15 protein-coding genes are annotated in these 16,427 nt (G+C 54.6%); 8 read left to right on the top strand and 7 right to left on the bottom strand.

Annotation, left to right across the window (positions count from 1 at the left end; genetic code table 11):
* Nucleotides 1-55 precede the first annotated feature (55 nt).
* From PED39_06725 to PED39_06710, 4 genes are all read right to left on the bottom strand, one after another.
* On the bottom strand, nucleotides 56-1,573 hold the full coding sequence (locus tag PED39_06725) for an AAA family ATPase (protein ID WII07278.1): 1,518 nt from the start codon (nucleotides 1,571-1,573) through the stop codon (nucleotides 56-58).
* A 5-nt stretch (nucleotides 1,574-1,578) separates the two neighbouring features.
* Nucleotides 1,579-3,306, bottom strand: a complete 1,728-nt coding sequence (gene dnaG, locus PED39_06720) for a DNA primase DnaG (GenBank protein ID WII07277.1) — start codon at nucleotides 3,304-3,306, stop codon at nucleotides 1,579-1,581.
* 309 nt (nucleotides 3,307-3,615) lie between these two features.
* Nucleotides 3,616-5,685: an AAA family ATPase gene (locus PED39_06715; protein ID WII07276.1), complete on the bottom strand. Its 2,070-nt coding sequence runs from the start codon at nucleotides 5,683-5,685 to the stop codon at nucleotides 3,616-3,618.
* Nucleotides 5,682-6,860: a DNA repair exonuclease gene (locus tag PED39_06710; GenBank protein ID WII07275.1), complete on the bottom strand. Its 1,179-nt coding sequence runs from the start codon at nucleotides 6,858-6,860 to the stop codon at nucleotides 5,682-5,684. Before PED39_06710 ends, PED39_06715 begins: the two co-directional genes overlap by 4 nt.
* A 140-nt stretch (nucleotides 6,861-7,000) precedes the next feature.
* On the opposite strand from PED39_06710, the gene PED39_06705 reads away from it, so the two are divergent.
* Complete coding sequence (locus PED39_06705) at nucleotides 7,001-8,833, top strand: cobyric acid synthase (protein ID WII07274.1); 1,833 nt, start codon at nucleotides 7,001-7,003, stop codon at nucleotides 8,831-8,833.
* Nucleotides 8,830-9,666 (top strand): cobyric acid synthase, encoded by an 837-nt coding sequence (locus tag PED39_06700; GenBank protein WII07273.1) that lies wholly within the window; start codon nucleotides 8,830-8,832, stop codon nucleotides 9,664-9,666. The genes PED39_06705 and PED39_06700 overlap by 4 nt, the downstream gene beginning before the upstream one ends.
* Here the strand turns inward: PED39_06700 and PED39_06695 are convergent, their stop codons facing one another.
* The gene (locus PED39_06695; GenBank protein ID WII07272.1) at nucleotides 9,667-9,858 is read right to left on the bottom strand and encodes a MoaD/ThiS family protein; all 192 of its coding nucleotides are present in this window, start codon (nucleotides 9,856-9,858) and stop codon (nucleotides 9,667-9,669) included.
* Nucleotides 9,859-10,130: 272 nt separating this feature from the next.
* Between PED39_06695 and PED39_06690 the strand changes: the two genes are divergently transcribed.
* Together PED39_06690 and PED39_06685 are read left to right on the top strand one after the other, a co-directional pair.
* Nucleotides 10,131-11,438: a citrate/2-methylcitrate synthase gene (locus PED39_06690; GenBank protein WII08388.1), complete on the top strand. Its 1,308-nt coding sequence runs from the start codon at nucleotides 10,131-10,133 to the stop codon at nucleotides 11,436-11,438.
* On the top strand, nucleotides 11,435-11,818 hold the full coding sequence (locus PED39_06685) for a dihydroneopterin aldolase family protein (GenBank protein ID WII07271.1): 384 nt from the start codon (nucleotides 11,435-11,437) through the stop codon (nucleotides 11,816-11,818). Before PED39_06690 ends, PED39_06685 begins: the two co-directional genes overlap by 4 nt.
* Before the next feature lie 5 nt (nucleotides 11,819-11,823).
* Here PED39_06685 and PED39_06680 read toward each other — a convergent pair whose 3' ends face one another.
* A complete protein-coding gene (locus PED39_06680) occupies nucleotides 11,824-12,360 on the bottom strand; it encodes a hypothetical protein (protein ID WII07270.1) in 537 nt (178 codons plus the stop codon).
* Between the two features lie 250 nt (nucleotides 12,361-12,610).
* On the opposite strand from PED39_06680, the gene PED39_06675 reads away from it, so the two are divergent.
* The 4 genes from PED39_06675 to PED39_06660 are packed head-to-tail and all read left to right on the top strand — an operon-like array spanning nucleotide 12,611 to nucleotide 15,949.
* The gene (locus PED39_06675) at nucleotides 12,611-13,159 is read left to right on the top strand and encodes an NTPase (protein ID WII07269.1); all 549 of its coding nucleotides are present in this window, start codon (nucleotides 12,611-12,613) and stop codon (nucleotides 13,157-13,159) included.
* Nucleotides 13,159-14,265, top strand: coding sequence for a tRNA (guanine(26)-N(2))-dimethyltransferase (locus PED39_06670; GenBank protein ID WII07268.1), 1,107 nt, complete (start codon nucleotides 13,159-13,161; stop codon nucleotides 14,263-14,265). The genes PED39_06675 and PED39_06670 overlap by 1 nt, the downstream gene beginning before the upstream one ends.
* Before the next feature lie 55 nt (nucleotides 14,266-14,320).
* Nucleotides 14,321-15,625 carry an adenylosuccinate synthase gene (locus PED39_06665; GenBank protein ID WII07267.1) on the top strand — a complete coding sequence of 435 codons (1,305 nt, stop codon included), beginning with the start codon at nucleotides 14,321-14,323 and terminating at the stop codon, nucleotides 15,623-15,625.
* Between the two features lie 9 nt (nucleotides 15,626-15,634).
* Nucleotides 15,635-15,949, top strand: a complete 315-nt coding sequence (locus PED39_06660) for a hypothetical protein (protein ID WII07266.1) — start codon at nucleotides 15,635-15,637, stop codon at nucleotides 15,947-15,949.
* Between the two features lie 87 nt (nucleotides 15,950-16,036).
* Here PED39_06660 and PED39_06655 read toward each other — a convergent pair whose 3' ends face one another.
* Nucleotides 16,037-16,408, bottom strand: a complete 372-nt coding sequence (locus PED39_06655) for a desulfoferrodoxin family protein (protein WII07265.1) — start codon at nucleotides 16,406-16,408, stop codon at nucleotides 16,037-16,039.
* Nucleotides 16,409-16,427: the final 19 nt, after the last annotated feature.

The raw sequence follows: 16,427 nt of genomic DNA, 5'->3' as shown, positions 1-16,427 counted from the left end.
TTTTCGGTGAATGGTCGGAAAAAAAGGAAAAACGGGGGATGATCCCCCTTGGTTTTCAAGAGAACATGGAGTCGTCCAAGTGCTCTGTCTCGAAGTAGTAGCTGGAGCGCTCCTTCTGAGCGGAAGAGACATCCTTGGAGAGACCTTTGTTGTAGGATCCGTAGCGGTCCTTGATCTGCTCCTCGACGCTGCGGGATCTCCTGAGGGCCCTGTCGATGTGCTCGCCGGTGATCAGCTTGGCGCCTTCCAGGACCGCGATGTCCCCGGCGGATCTTATGAGTCCTCCGAGCTCCCTCAGCCTGAGGGTCAGGGCGTTGTTCTGGTTGTCCAGCTTCGCACGCCTCTTTCCTTCGGCGATGATCTTCTCGACAGCCTCGATCGAAGCATGAGGTATGTGCCCGTCGAGCTGAATCTCCTGGGCTACGAACTGGGCGTACCTGGCGCGGTTGTGGGAATTGTCAGGCATGGCGATGTCGACAAGTACCTCGTAACCGTTTCCGATGATCCTCGACCTGAGCGGAGAGAGGATGTTCTCAAGATCCTGTATGTTACAAGCGGCCACCAGGATGAAGTCGCAGGGGACGTTGTCCACCTTGACGCTTGCTCCGGCGGACTGGGGGTTCCTTCCAGTGATGGGGAACACCTTGTCCTGCATGGCGGTCAGGATGTATCTCTGGAGCTCCTTCAGATGGGATATCTCATCGATGAATAGGACTCCCTCGTGTGCCTCGTGGATGGATCCCGCGACGATCCTCTCGTATGCGGGGGACCCGAGCTTCTCGTGCCCTCCGTAGGGGTCGTGACGGACATCTCCCAGAAGCTCCGTCTCGGATGCTCCTGTCGCCAGGACGAACGGGTTCCTCCTGAGCTTCACCAGAACCTTCTCATTGCTGGTGCTCTGGAGCTCGGCCCTCTTCTCGAGAGCGGCCTGGTCCAGCTTGCGGATCTTGTCTCCGGCACGCTCGAAGATGACCTGTTCGTCGTTCCTGTCGCGTGTGGTGACCTTCTCCTTTCCTGCGGTGATCTCCTGCATGGGGACATCCAGCATGCCGCTGAGGTTGCTGAGGATGTCCTGGAACGGATTGCTCTTGTTCGCTGTGGAATCCAGCTTGGACTGGTTGCAGTGAGGGCAGACCGTGTCCGTAGGGAGGGAGTATCCTCCGCAGTTCTTGCACTTGTATCCGAGGTGCTCAGCGACATTGGCCGGAGCCTCCTCGGGTGTGAGCAGGATGCCTATGGATGCTGCCTTGATGTCCTCCTCCTTGAGGACCTCTTTGGCGTCGAGCACCGACAGCAGGGGACGCTCGGGGTTCTCCGGGTTCTTGACCACGCGGACCTCCTGCTTTGGGGCAGGGAGGTTCATGGAGAGCGCACGGGCGATCATCGACTTACCGGTTCCCGGGGGACCGACGAGCAGCAGATGCCTGCGCTGTTTGGCGGCGATCTTGGCAAGCTCGATGGCCTCCTCCTGACCGAGGACCCTGTCGAGAGGATCCTTGGGAATCTGGATCTCGGCTGTCGATTTCAGTTCCTGGACGTCTTCCCAGGTTTCAACATGCTTCTGCTTGGCCATGGTAATCAGACGAGGTCTTCCTTAGTCCAGATGGTTATGTCGGCAGGCATCTTGGAGATGTTTCCCTTGCGGGTTCCGACGACGGTCTTGATTCCCTTCTCGGAAGAGACATCGATGATCCTCTGGGAGATGACTCCGTCGAAGACGATGGCAGCGACGTTGTCCCCATCCTCCTTCAGGGAGTTGACGAGGCTCTTTACGGCGACCTGCCTGATGACTTCGTTCGAGGCATCCAGGACCTTGGCGTTGTGGGTCGTGGAGAGCTCCAGGAGCATGTCGCGGTAGGATTCCTGCTCTGCAGTGAGGACCTTGTCGGTGATGAGCTTCTTTCCCTTCAGCGACCTTGCCTTGGCGGGTTTCTCCTCCTTGGTCTTGGTCTCTTTGGGCTTCTCCTCCTCAGCGGGTTCCTCGGCGGGCTCGGGCTCCTCTGCGGGCTCCTCGTCCTTCTTCCTCTTGGTGGACTTCTTGGGCTTGTCCTCGGCGTCCTTCTTCCTCTTGGTGGACTTCTTGGGCTTCTCCTCCTCGGAGGGCTCCTCTGCGACGATCTCCTCGGAGACCTTGACTTCCTCGGACTCCTCGTACCTCTGGGGGACCTCGGGCTCGGTCACTTCGGCCTCGGGTGCCTCGTATGACCTCTCCTCGCGCTCCTGGCGCTCCTCGCGCTTCTTCCTGTACTTGTCGAGGGCCTCGTTGTTGAAACGCTCCTTGCGGCGCTCATCACGGTCCTTCTGGCGCTCCTCACGCCTTTCGTCACGGTCACGCCTGTTGTCGCGGTCCTTCCTGTCACGGCGCTCATCGCGGTCGCGCCTGTTGTCGCGGTCCTTCCTGTCGCGCCTGTCAGACCTGTAGTCTGATTCGGGCTCGAAGTTGTCGAGCTCGTCGAAAGACCTCTCCTCGAAGTTGAGGTTGTTCATCTCCATGTACTGGTCGCCGGGGACCTTGTTGCGGAGACACTTGATGATCTGCTTGGAGGACAGCTCCTCGACCTCGTGCGCGCGGGGTGCACGGGCGACGAAGTCGACCTCTGCCACCTGAAAGAGCTCCCTGAGGATGAGCTCTCCTCCTCTGTCACCGTCTGTGAAGGCTGTGACGACCCTCTCCTTGGAGAGTTCCTGGACTGTCTTGGGGATGTTGGTTCCCTCGACTGCGATGGCGTTCTTGATTCCTGCCTTGAGGAGATTGAGGACATCCGACCTTCCCTCCACTATGATGATTGCCTCGGAGTCCCTTACGTTGGGTCCGGCAGGGCATCTGTCAGGTCCGTAGGTGGTGATCTCCTCGACCTGGACGCTCTGCTTGACGCTGTTCATCAGGTTGGTGCTGGATCCCTCGGACTGCTTCATGAGCTCGTTGAGAAGCTCCTTTGCACGCTCGACTACCTTCTCCCTCTTGGTCACACGGACATCCTCTATCCCGAGGACGTGGACGGATGCCTTGCAGGGACCTACGCGGTCGACGGTCTCCAACGCTGAAGCGAGGATGACGGTCTCGACCTGGTCCAGGCTCGATGACATGTAGATGATTCCCTCGGACTTTCCGCCCTTGGTTACTGTCTCGACCTCTATCCTTCCGATCCTTCCGGATTTCTGGAGGTCTCTCAGGTCAAGCTCGTCACCGAGGAGTCCCTCGGTTTGACCAAAAATGGCTCCGACGACGTCGGGCCTGTCTATAACTCCGTCAGCGCTAATCTTAGCCTTGACCATGTATTTCGTTGCATTAGGATCAATGTTCATTTGTACCCTCCATGGGGCTGATGGGTAGAACCTTGTCCCTGCTCTGCGCATCCCTTTCGCAGCCCTACTGTCCTTCGGGCTACGTCCCAATTTTAACCAAACCGAGAAGATCTTTCGTATGTCGGGTCGGCGCTCCGTTGCCCGGATATCTCGGCTTTCGCCATCATAGGCGAGTGATGATCGTGATATTGTTATGTGTGAACAGGGAACACTGCGTCTCCCTGCTATCGACATTTAAAATCCTATATATAAAGAGAATGCAGACGACACTTGACTACCAGGCAAAGAACGATTCTCTGTGTGCTACACTCACATCCTTATCAGATTGCATCCATCGATACGTTCTGCCATCTCAGCGATATCGTCGTCGCAGGTGAAGAGCAGCACCTGCATATCCGATGAGACCTGCATTAGAGCCTCCATGGCTCCCTCCTTCCTCTCCGAGTCGAATGGGAGCAACACATCATCCAATATCATCGGGATATCGCCGTCACCCATCTCCCTGGCCACCGCCAGTTTCAGTGATAGCAATATCTGGGCTCTCAGCCCGGTGCTCCACTGCCTGGGGCCCTTGGCCTCTCCGTTGGAGATAACCGATAGGTCGGTGTTCCTCGGATCGAGATCCAAACGGCATGTGCCTTTGGTCATAAGAGAAAGATAACTGTCAGCGGTGGTGACCACCTCGGGATGTACGTTCTCATAAAGTTCGGTGCATGCCTCCTGCACTATGGCGGATGCGAGGACTGCTGTTGCCCCTTCCCTCAATGCCATCTCCATCTCGTCATGAATCGCATATGACCTATCGATCAGAGCATCTAGCTCTGCAGTGTCCAGGACCGCCTTCATCTTCTCCTCGACGGTTCCCAGTTCGGAGGCGATGGAGGTCTGTAAAGTGGTGTCTAGATAGATCTTCTCGACTACTGGAAGAGGCTGATCGGGATCGAAACCGGCAGTACGGATGTTGTTGCAGAGCATGCTGATGTTCGCATCGACTTTCTTCATCTCATCGGCGTTCGAGACCGCTGTCCTGTATCCCTGTTCGCCGCCGTATGCTGAGAGGAACCTCAGAAGATTGTTTTCAGCCTGCATAGATTGCCCATGTAGCTCATTGCGCTTTATCGAAGTCCTGTCCAGGTCGTCTATCTTCCTGATCAGCTGCTCGAAATGCTGCAGGTCCGAATGAACCGAGCCCAGACTGCCTCCGAATAATCTCGCCTCCGAGGTTACATCCCTTTCGTATGCCTCGATCCATTCCAGATTCCCGTAGTCAACAGCAGGTTCGAGTTTACGGGTGAATAGCAAGAAAACGATGATTCCGGCAACCATGGCTCCGGCCACAGCGTAGCGCACGATGTCATCCAAACCGGGAATGATCAGGGCGACGACTGCCACGGCGATCAGAAGCAGGGACACGATTATGCGCACTATCGGCACAGTTGTGTTCACCGGAGCTGGACGGTTGAGCCTCGCATCGTATTCCGGGCGTTTGGAGATCAATTCCCTCATCAGCGGGATTTGCTCCCTGACGGTCTTCTCGTCCGAACCGAGTTCAGCGACGGCTGCGCGCCTGGATTCCTCGAAGCTGCTGAATGTTCCCTTCTTGATCTGAGAATCGCTCACCAGACGGTCATGCTCCCTGATGTCCTCAGGTGTCGGTAGCTTCGAAGCGGAGAGCTCCTTCTTCCTTTGACGGTTCTGCTGCAGACTGCTGTAAGCTCCCTTCTGCGATTCGATCTTCGCATAGAGCTGATTGTTCTCTATCGCCGAGCTGTTCTCCTTGTTGATGGCCTCCAGTTCGGATTCGAGGCGCTCCTTCTTCTCGGTTAGAGCAGAATAGGATTCAGCATTGGAACGCATCGAGGATATGCTCTCCATCACTTCCTGCTCCGAATCCTGAAGCCCGTTGACCTTCGAAGGTGAGCTGCTGGTCTTCCCCAGCAACGAGGCCACCTCATCCTCTAAGGAATCAATCACCTTGGGCATCTCCTCCCCGCCGGGTATCGTCAGGAACCTGGAGCGGATGTCTCCGCTGGAAAGCGGGACCTGATTGTCAAGCCCGGATGTGTTCATGGCGAAAATATTGCGGTAGAGCTCCGGCTCCATGCCTACCAGGCACTTCGGGATCCCTTGAGCGGACCCCAATTCTGCCTTGCACTGCACATCGTCCTCGGTATATTCGATGTAACCTTCATCCCTCTTGTTCCTCTCGGGATAGAGCTTCCTTCCGTTTGACGGGACCAGTACGGAGCGTATGAACTCCATGGTAGTGGTCTTGCCGGATTCGTTAGGGCCGTAGAAAACATTCAGCTTGGGATCGAGCTCGAAAGTCCTGTCCCTCAGCTTGCCGAATGATGCGATATTGACTCTGGAGATCCTCATCTGGAAGCCTCCATCATGACGATAACGTTCCTGACTGCCTGCCTGACCATATTCTTGAGTTCATCTTCCGAGAGAGCGGAATAACGGTCGCGGTACCTAGCGGCGATCTTGTTCGTGCAGATGATGTCTAGCAGCTCATCCTTGGAAAGGGAGCTGAACCTGTCGCCGGTACGTATGACGGCCGAGGCCATGTCCTTACCGCCGGCTCTGGAATCCAGATCGACCTCCGGACTCGTGTCGACTACGATTGATGAGATTATGCTTCCGGTAGCATCGGAAATGGCCCTGCTGACGTCCGATGGATTGGAACGGAGCATGGTGTCCAGCTTCCCTGATCCTCTGAACGTGACCCTGGCCAGCGATGAGCCATTGAGGCTTCCCTTCAGAGTGTTGACCACGTCGTTCAGATCCCATCCGGCTATGTTCACGTTGAGGTCCTTCCACACGAATCCCTGTGTCGGGATGAAATCGGCTGAACGGATCCTGCCCGAGTCTACGGTTATCAGGTAGCATCCCTTCTCGCCAGTCTCCTTGAAGCTGCGTCCTTGGATGTTCCCGGGATAGACGACATACGGTGTGGTGGAGACCACATTCCTTCTGTGTATGTGCCCTAAGGCCCAGTAGTCCACGGACCTCCCCTGGAGATCGCTGCCCGAACAAGGGGCGTATGGGTAACCCTCTGAATAGGAATCTATGTCGCAATGCACGCATGCTATGGTGAATCTCTCCGGATCCCCCTCGATCATGGATACGAGATTGCGGGTCTCGTGCGGGGTGGAGTAGCTGACTCCGATGATCTCCACATCGTCAAGGACCACCTTTTCGGGCTCGGTTCCGAACTCCTTGACATTCTCTGGATAGGGGATTGCAGAATCCCAAGCGGTCTCCGAATCGTGGTTTCCCCTGCAGATGTACACGGGGATGCTCAGCCTGGAGAACTGCTGAGAAAGCCATAGCCTCGTGGATGGGAGCTCGTTGCTGTCATCGTACAGGTCGCCGGAGATGATCAGGGCATCCGCCTGCTTATCGATAGCGATATCGACTATCCTGGCGAAGGATTCGAACACCGATTCCCTGAGCCTTCTTGCCAAGGTAGGGTCGTCTATCTCCAACCCTTTGAAACGAGACTCGAGATGCAGGTCTGCGCAGTGAACGAATCTGAAGAGTTTTCCCATCGGCAGGCGCTACGTGTTGTGACTATAAGAACTTGAAAGGGAGGTCGCCGAAAGTGGACTGTCCACTTCAACATCTGGATGGGAAAAGTGTCGCCGAAAGTGGACCGAATCCCCTATAACTGAATTCGACGATACTGCCAATGATACCCATGGAGAAGATCGCGAAGAAGGTCAACGAGGAGATTCAGAGGGGATGGCTCGGACCTAACCTTTCATGCCCTTATCACCCTGCCCACTTCACAGGACAGGACTGTTCCTTCTGTTACTGCCCATTCTTCCCATGCAACGACAAGACTTTCGGCTGGGAGCTCCAGGGCAGGCACGGACCGGTTTGGAACTGCTCCGACTGCCTGTTCATTCACAGAACCCCGGTGGTCAAGTTCATCTACTCGGAGATCGAGAGATTGGGTATCAAGGATGCGAAGGACCCGCGCTTCGACGATATCTTCAGGGATGCCAAGGCGAAATTCTGGAAGAAAGGAAAGGCCCTGATGGTGGTTGGAGCTACATCCGATGCAGGAAAATCCGTCACAGTGGCGGCTATCTGCAGGATACTTCACAACAAGGGATATCTGGTAGCACCGTTCAAATCGCAGAACATGAGCCTCAACTCCAAGGTCACCAGGACCGGGGCCGAGATCGCCATGATTCAGGTCCTGCAAGCCAAGGCCGCAGGCATAAAGAATCCCGATGCGCACATGAATCCGATTCTGCTGAAACCGAAAGGGGACACGGTATCGCAGGTCATGGTATGCGGGAAGCCTTTCGCAGACTACGATGTCGACGGATATTACAACGAATTCGTTCCCGGACCCGGCATCGGGATCGTCAAGGAGCATGTGGAATTCCTGAAAGACAGATACGACTGCGTGGTCATGGAAGGTGCCGGATCGCCTGCCGAGATCAACATCTACGATAGGGACATCGCCAACATGGGGGCGGCCAATATCGCGGATGCCAATGTCATTCTGGTCGTCAATGTGGAATGGGGAGGCTCCTTCGCATACGCAATCGGTACAGTCGAGCTGATCCCCGAGAATGACAGGAAGCGCATCAAAGGAATCATCCTAAACAACGTCAGAGGAGACACGGAGAAACTGCTACCCGGAGCCGAAGAACTGGAGAGGCTCACCGGCATCCCCGTCATCGGAATCATCCCCCATGCGGACGTGGTCCTTCCGAGTGAGGATTCGGAGGCGCTGAGGGGAGTGCGCAAGAAGGGCGAGGGCAAATCGCTGATCGGAGTGATCAAATTCCCGCGCATGGCCAACTTCACGGATCTGGACCCACTCTTCCTAGAAGATGTTTCTACCGTGTTCGTGGAGAAGGTCGAGGACCTGAAAGGCGTCGATGCCGTCGTCATGCCCGGAACCAAGAACACGGTCTCCGACTACCTGTGGATGCAGGAAAAAGGACTCGATAAAGAGATCAAGAAGCTCTGGAAGAAGATCCCTATCGTCGGAATATGCGGAGGCTACCAGATGATGGGTAAGGTCCTGGACGACAGCAACGGTATCGAAGCCGGGAAAAAGGCTGTGTACGAGGGGTTGGGCTTCTTCGACAACACCACGACATTCGGCGAATACGCCAAACAGATCATCCAGAACGAGGGCAAACTGGCGGTTGGCGACGGCGGGGAGATCACGGGATACGAGCTCCACATGGGCATTTCCGAGGTCAGGGAGAAACAGCCCCTTGTCCTCCTGGACAGATTCCATGCGGACCCACTGCCAGAAGGCTCCGTCAGGGAAGAGGATCTGACGTTCGGAACCTATCAGCACGGAATATTCGACAAGCCCGCCTTCAGGAAGTACTTCCTTTCGTTCGTGAAGCACAATGGAGAGCCCGTCAACACCGAGGGTGCTGAGGACTACGAGGCAATCTTAGAGGAGAACCTCCAGAAGCTGGCGGATGTCTTCGCCGAGAACATGGATGTGGAGAAACTCATCGAGATCGCGGGGGTGAAGGAATGAGCAGCGTGCTCTTCCTCGGTACATCCTCTGGGGCCGGTAAGACCACGGTCTGTGCGATGATGTGCAGGTACCTCAACAAATCAGGCATAGATGTCGCCCCGTTCAAGGGATCAAACCTATCGCTCAACTCCATCGCGACCAAGGACGGAGGGGAGATAGGCATCGGACAGGCATTCCAGGCCTGGGCGGCAGGGATCGAGCCCGAGACGGATATGAACCCTGTGCTCTTGAAACCGTCAGGCAAAGGCGTCATGCAGCTCGTCCTGAACGGAAAGCCCTACATGGATATCACGAAGGACAACCCGCTTGACCGCGACATGGCCATCGTAGAGGTGAAGAAGGCATACGACAGGATGACCTCCAAGCACAGCATGGTACTCTGTGAAGGCTCGGGTTCCCCTGTGGAGCTCAACCTCATGAAGAGCGATCTCGCCAACGTCGGGCTGATGAAGGTCACAGGAGTCCCTTCGATCATCGTGGGAGACATAGAGAGAGGCGGCGTCTTCGCTGCAATATACGGCACATGGAGGCTCATCCCCGATGATCTGAAACCTCAACTCAAAGGATTCATCATCAACAGGTTCAGAGGGGACGGCTCCATCCTGGCCGACGGAATCAAGAAGGTCGAGGAGCTCACAGGAATGAAGTGCTTAGGCGTGCTGAGGTACGAGTACCTCAGATTCCCCGAGGAGGATTCGCTTTCATCATCGGACGGTAAGCTGGAAGGCAAAGACGTACATTCGGCATTCATCGCGAATCTGGACGAGATGATCGAACACTCTATCGAAGACGGATTCGACTTCGAATCGATGAAGAAGATCGCGGGACTCTGATCATCCGCCGGAGGCAACCTTAACGGCCTTTATGACCATGCTGTCCTGAATAAGGGTGTCCATAGGAACAGGCTTCCCATCGACAAGATAGAGGAACGAATCCGGATGGAAACCGTTCTGGTGCATGGCGTCCTCTATCGTGATTCCGTTACCAGCATCGATCTCCTGACCTGCTATCTTGATCGTTCCCATGACTGAGTGATTCCCCTATCGGTATAAACCGATTGAGGACGATGATCGCCTATCAGTCAACGGTCGGATGTAAAACTTCATCTGTCCAGACTATGCAGTGTCTGATATGAAACACAGATGTTCTCAAACAAACATGTTGAAAGCGAACATACTATATGGCATTGGTTTCCGATAATAGTCTTTTATAATGTCATCCATTTATTCACCAGGTCGATAACGGAGGTGACTGCGTGAAAAAGGTTTACCAGGATTTCATCGAGTCCAAGTAGAAACTGTGCGTCGAGAACGACAGCTTCCAGGTCAGCGAATACTCCAAGTATGATGTCAAGAAGGGTCTTCGTGACGCTAACGGGAACGGAGTCATCGTAGGTCTCACCGAGGTCTCCCAGGTCGACGGAACCATCATGGTCGATGGTGTCAAGACCGAATGCGAAGGAATCCTCCGCTACCGCGGATACTCGATCGAGGACCTCACCAACGGATTCCTCAGGAAGAGGTACGGGTTCGAAGAGGTCGCATTCCTGGTCCTGTTCGGCAAACTGCCTACAGAGAAGGAGCTCTCGGAGTTCAAGGACATCCTGAACAAGAACCGCAAACTCCCCAGGACTTTCACCAGGGACGTCATCATGAAGGCGGCCAGCAAGGACGTCATGAACGCCATCTCCAGAGAAGTGCTGTTCCTCGCATCCTATGATGAGGATGCTCTCAACAACGACCTCGAGAACGTCTTGAGGCAGTGTCTCTACCTTATCACGGTATTCCCCATGCTCACGGTGTACAGCTATCACGCCTACAACCACTACCTCAACGGCCAGAGCATGTACATCCATCACCCCGATCCAAAGCTCTCCGCGGCCGAGAACTTCCTGCGCATGTTGAGGCCTGACAAGAAGTACACTCAGCTCGAGGCCACCGTCCTCGATCTCGCTCTTGTTCTGCACATGGAGCACGGCGGAGGGAATAACTCGACATTCACAACCAGGGTGACAACTTCCAGCGGTTCCGACACTTATGCTGTCATAGCCGCGGCGATGTCCTCTCTCAAAGGCCCCAAACACGGAGGAGCCAACCTGAAGGTCATGGACATGATGTCCGACATCAGGAAGCACGTGAAGGATCCTGACGACAAAGAGGCCCTCAAAGCATATCTGAACAAGATACTCGACAAAGAGGCCTTCGACAAATCCGGACTCATCTATGGTATGGGCCACGCGATCTACACCAAATCGGATCCCCGTGCCAACGTATTCAAATCATTCGTCCAGGACCTGGCCAAGGAGAAGGGCCGCCTCAGGGACTTCAAGTACTACCACAACATCGAGGAGATCGCACCCGGGCTCATCATGGAGCACAAGCACAACAACAAGAGCGTCTGTGCGAACGTGGATTTCTACAGCGGTTTCGTCTATGATATGCTGAACATCCCGAAGGAGGTCTATACCCCTCTGTTCGCCACGGCTAGGATCATCGGATGGAGCGCCCACCGCATTGAGGAGCTCATCACCTCCAACAAGATCCTCAGGCCCGCCTATGTCAACATCCACGAACCCCGCGACTACATCCCCCTCGAGAAGAGATGACGATGACGTCCAGAGAGAAAACCGCCAACGACAAGTTCTCCTGCACCGAGAGGGAGCGCGCGATCTTCGAAGCCGGTATCAAGCTCGCAACGGTCTACCATCAGTTCGTGGGCACTCCGGTGAACATCGATACGGTGAAACAGCTCGAGGACACCATCTCCAGGACCATCGAGGTACAGCCGTACGTAGAATGCGCGAAGATCAAGATCGATCGCGATTCATTCGTCTCCGACGGGGACACCTACTCTTATGTTTCCCTGACAGGGGACATGATCGATGCCAAGGTCGTCATAGCCCTCGGTGACTCTAGGGTGACCGCCGAGATGAGATACGACGAGGATCTTGAGTACCCTCTCATGTACGTCTCTAAGATCGAATGAACCGATCAGAAGGTAATTCCGTCCACGCCGATTATCACTGTTGACGATACCTTTCCCGATGCACCGAACTTCTCATTCAGGTGATCTGCCGATGCAGCACAGGGATAGTACACCCTTGGGCAGATGCCATCATCGAGGCCCTCGACATTCAATGCTAGCGAGTGGATTGCGCACTTCAGATGGTGCTCCCCCATCATGGTCATGTCGAAAAACAGGTTGTTCGTAAGCCAGATGTAATCCTTAGAATCATATTCGGCCTTCTCGGAATCCAGCACGTCATGGCCGACCATCATACCTCTGCTGTCCACGATATCCATGAACCTTTCTGTGAACATCGGGAATTCTGTGCTGCAGAAAGCTATGAGCTTGAGCTTCTTGGAGCATACCTCTCCGTAGCCCACGGGGTCGATGGGCATGAATCCTACGTTTAATGGGGAATTCTCTATCGATCTCACTTCCTCCATGAGATCCTTGGTCAGCAGCTCCAGACGGATGATGCCGGGGTGGAGAAGCAACGCCTTCGAGAATTCCGTATAGTGCACGTAATTTGGTATTGTTTGATTGTAATAATTGATTGCGGAAGTGGAGGTGAGAATGGACATTATTGACCATCGATTTTTGTCCTCTGGGTGGTGATGTAGTTATTCCTATCATCCAACTAAAATCCGATGAAAACTATCGGATTTTGAATCGAAAAATCAACATCGCTATGATTGTCTGAGGTACCATAAAAATTTAATATACTTTGTTTACGATATATACGTAGCTAGTCTATAGACTAGTCAGGTTACCATGATCACCGATATCAAAATTGGTATAACAGGACTTCCCGGATCGGGAAAGACCTATGCTCTTCTGCGTGTAGTGGACATGCTAAGGTCGGAAGAGGAGATTTCTATCGGCGGCATGGTCGATGAGCCCATCCAAAAAGATAGGAAAAAGGTGGGTTTCACCGTCAGGAATCTTCTAACTGGACAGCAACAGGTCTTCGCCAGCACCGAAATTGAAAGCAAGATCATGGTGGGGAAGATAGGAGTGGACCTGGCCAAACTGGAAGAGGTCGGAGTCCAGGCCATCAGGGATGCCATGGAGCAATGCGATGTCATCGTCATCGACGAAGTCGGAAAGATGGAGGTCGAGAGCGAGGCATTCGTCAACATCGTCAAAGAGTCCCTCGAGGTCGACAAACCGATGATCATCACTCTCCACAAGAAATCCAGGAACCCCCTCCTTCAGGACATAAGGAGGAGGGATGACGTCAGGATTCTGGAGGTCACCCCTACGAACAGGAACCTCCTTCCCTACAAAATCGTCCGCCTGATGCACGGAGAGAATGTTTGATGCCTGACGGTATCATCATCCACGAAGGATCCACAGATATCCTGGTGCCGGAATTGCATTCTGCCGGAGGCCCAGGCAAGATACAGGGCGGAGTTTTCTTCAACGAACAGATGGCATTCAATCGCGACGTGAGCGTAATGCTCCTTCGCGCTGTCGGAAGGGATCTGACAGTAGCCGATGCAATGACGGCTACAGGCTCCAGAGCAGTGAGGATAGCTAACGAGGTCAAAGGTACGCAGGTAACGGCCAACGACATCAGCCCCGACGCCATCCCTTTCATAACTGCCAACATCGGTCTGAACAATCTGGACAACTGCTGGTCATCAAACCGCAACCTACATTCGCTCTTCGCGGAGGAGACGTTCGACTATGTCGATCTAGATCCCTTCGGCTCACCTGCCCCGTTCGTTCAATCGGCTATCCTTGGATGTAGGAAAAGAGGGATTCTAGCAATCACCGCTACGGATACCGCTCCTCTTGCCGGCGCACATGCGCCCAAATGCAGGCGCAGATACCAGTCAGAGCCTGTTAGGGGCTACATGTGCCATGAAGGCGGCCTGCGCATCCTAATGAGTTCCATCGCCAGGGAGCTCGCCAAGTTCGACAGGGGCATGAAACCGCTGCTTTCGTTCTATGCGGACCACTACTTCCGCACATACATCCAGGTCGAAGAAGGAGCCGAGAAGGCCGACCAGATGATGTCGCAGCTCGGATACATGGAGTACAACATGGAGACTCTGGAGAGGTCCACCTCCCAGCATTACGACCCGACCCATAAGTACGGCCCGTTCTGGTTGGGCCCACTGCACGACCAGGAATTCGTCTCGAAGATGGACCCTACAGGCATGGCTGCGGAGAAGAGATGCACAAAGTACCTGGACCTTTGGAAGAACGAGCTCGATTCCGAGGTATTCGTCTACGACATGAGCGAACTGTCCTCCCACATCAAGATGTCCCCGGCTAAACTGGCGGACTTCATCGACCTCATGAACACCAACGGAAAGGCCTCCTTCACCCACATCTGCCCAACTTCTTTCAAGACAGACCTCCCACTGAAGGACATCATAGCGCTCTACAAGGAGTGCAGCCCCGATTCGAAGAAGTGAGGCACGTAATTCCTTATATCGTTCATCGCCCTTCCCCAGACTAGGTGCCTATCACATGCCGAGTCTAGCTATCATCGGCTCCCAGTGGGGAGACGAAGGGAAAGGAAAGCTCACAGATTATTTGGACGAGAAATCGGACCTCATCGTACGTTTCCAGGGCGGGAACAACGCGGGACACACAATCATCGTCGATGACAAGGTGTTCAAGCTGCACGGACTCCCCTCGGGTGTCGTGAGGCCGGGAAAGCTCGCGGTCATCGGAAACGGTGTCGTCGTCAACCTGGAGGAGCTCAGCGACGAGATCAACCAGGTCATCGAGAACGGCGGATCCATCGACGGGCTGAGGATCTCGGACAGGGCCCACCTCATCATGGGATACCACAAGAAGCTGGACGGAGCCGAGGAGAAGTATCGCGGAAAGAACAACGTCGGTACCACCAAGAAGGGAATCGGTCCGACCTACCAGGACAAGATAGCGAGGATCGGATTCAGGGCCGGCGACCTGCTGGAGGACGATCTCCTGAAGGAGAAGATCTCATTCATCCTCCCTTACAAGAAGGACCTCATGAAGATGATGGACGCCGAGCAGTGCTGCTGCACAACAGAATCCCTGTACAACAAGATGGTCGGATGGAGGGATCAGATAGGCAAGTACATCTGCGACACATCCGTTCTGATCAACGAGGCACTCGATGCCAACAAGAAGGTCGTGTTCGAAGGCGCTCAGGGAGCTATGCTGGACATCGACCACGGAACATACCCCTACGTTACATCCTCGGCTACATGCGGAGGAGGAATCTGCACCGGATCCGGAGTGGCACCCAACAGGATCGACAAAGTCGTAGGAATCGTGAAGGCATACACCACCCGTGTCGGTGAGGGACCGTTCGTATCGGAGATCCACGACGACTTCGGAGTCGAGCTCCAGAAGAAAGGAGGAGAGTTCGGAGTCACAACCGGCAGGGGAAGGAGATGCGGATGGCTGGACCTCGTTGTCGTCGAGCATGCTTCCAGGCTCTGCGGATTCACATCCCTCGGAATCACCAAGATCGATGTCCTCAACGACATCCCCGAGCTTCCCGTCTGCGTCGCATACGAGATCGATGGAGAGGAGGTCAAGCACTTCCCCGCTTCCATCGCCAAGCTCAACAGAGCCAAGCCCATCTACGAGAACTTCAAGGGATGGAAGGGCTGGAGCAACACTATGGATGTAGTCAAGGCAGGCTACGACAACCTCCCCGGCGAGATGAGGGAGTACATCGAATTCATCGAGAAGTACCTGAAGGTACCCGCTGATCTCATCAGCCTCGGACCTGACAGGGATGAGACCATCGACCGCAAGAAGGATTGGTGGAACTGAGGTAATATCATGGCAACAGTGGTAAACGTACAGGCTGGAGTCTGCGGAATGGTCTCCAAGATCACCGCTACAATGAATGATGACATGATGTCCGCTAACGTGGTCATCGAGAGCAACTGCCCCATGGTGCAGAAGCTGTCCCCCATAGAGAACGTGGCAACATTCTCGGCTGTAGGCGAGCCTTTCACCGAGTCCGAGGTGTACAAGAAGGCAGCGACATGCCTCCGTCACACGGCATGCCCCGTGCCCTGCGGAGTCATCAAGGCCATCGAGGCCGAGGCTGGACTTGGGCTGAAGAAACCCGTCAGCATCACTTTCGAGTGAGATCAAACGGCATCGGTACGGTGTACCGGTGCCGTTCTTTTTTGAAAAGGTACTCCCCCGAAGGGGAGAATGTGTTTTATGTGAACTTCACTGGTTGGATTTCCAGAGTCCGTGCTTGTTGCAGTACTCCCAGGCCCTGACTTCCTTGGCATCTGTCTTGAAGAATGCCTCGGGCTTGTCTCCGGGTTTGAGGTACTTCCTCATCATAACGCCGTCAGCGCATATCTGAATGTAGACGATGTAGTGATCCTCTTCCATCGGATGTGCGGTCTCCTTTCCAACCTTGACCAGGAATCCTCCGTCCTGCTTCTCGATGTAGGGCACATGCTTCTCATTCTTGAAGTCGTCCGTCTTGGGCTCGAGAGCGATCATGGGCTCTCCGCAGCACTGGGGTGTGCATGCGGCCTTGAAGATGACCTCGACTGCGTTGGGGCATTTTGCGCATTTGTAGATTACCATTATTGCACCTCAGACACCG

This window comes from Methanomassiliicoccales archaeon LGM-RCC1, from assembly GCA_030168575.1.
Lineage (GTDB): Archaea > Thermoplasmatota > Thermoplasmata > Methanomassiliicoccales > Methanomethylophilaceae > Methanoprimaticola.
The sequence above is the reverse complement of the archived record's forward strand: the minus strand, read 5'-3'. Positions and strand labels throughout refer to the sequence as shown.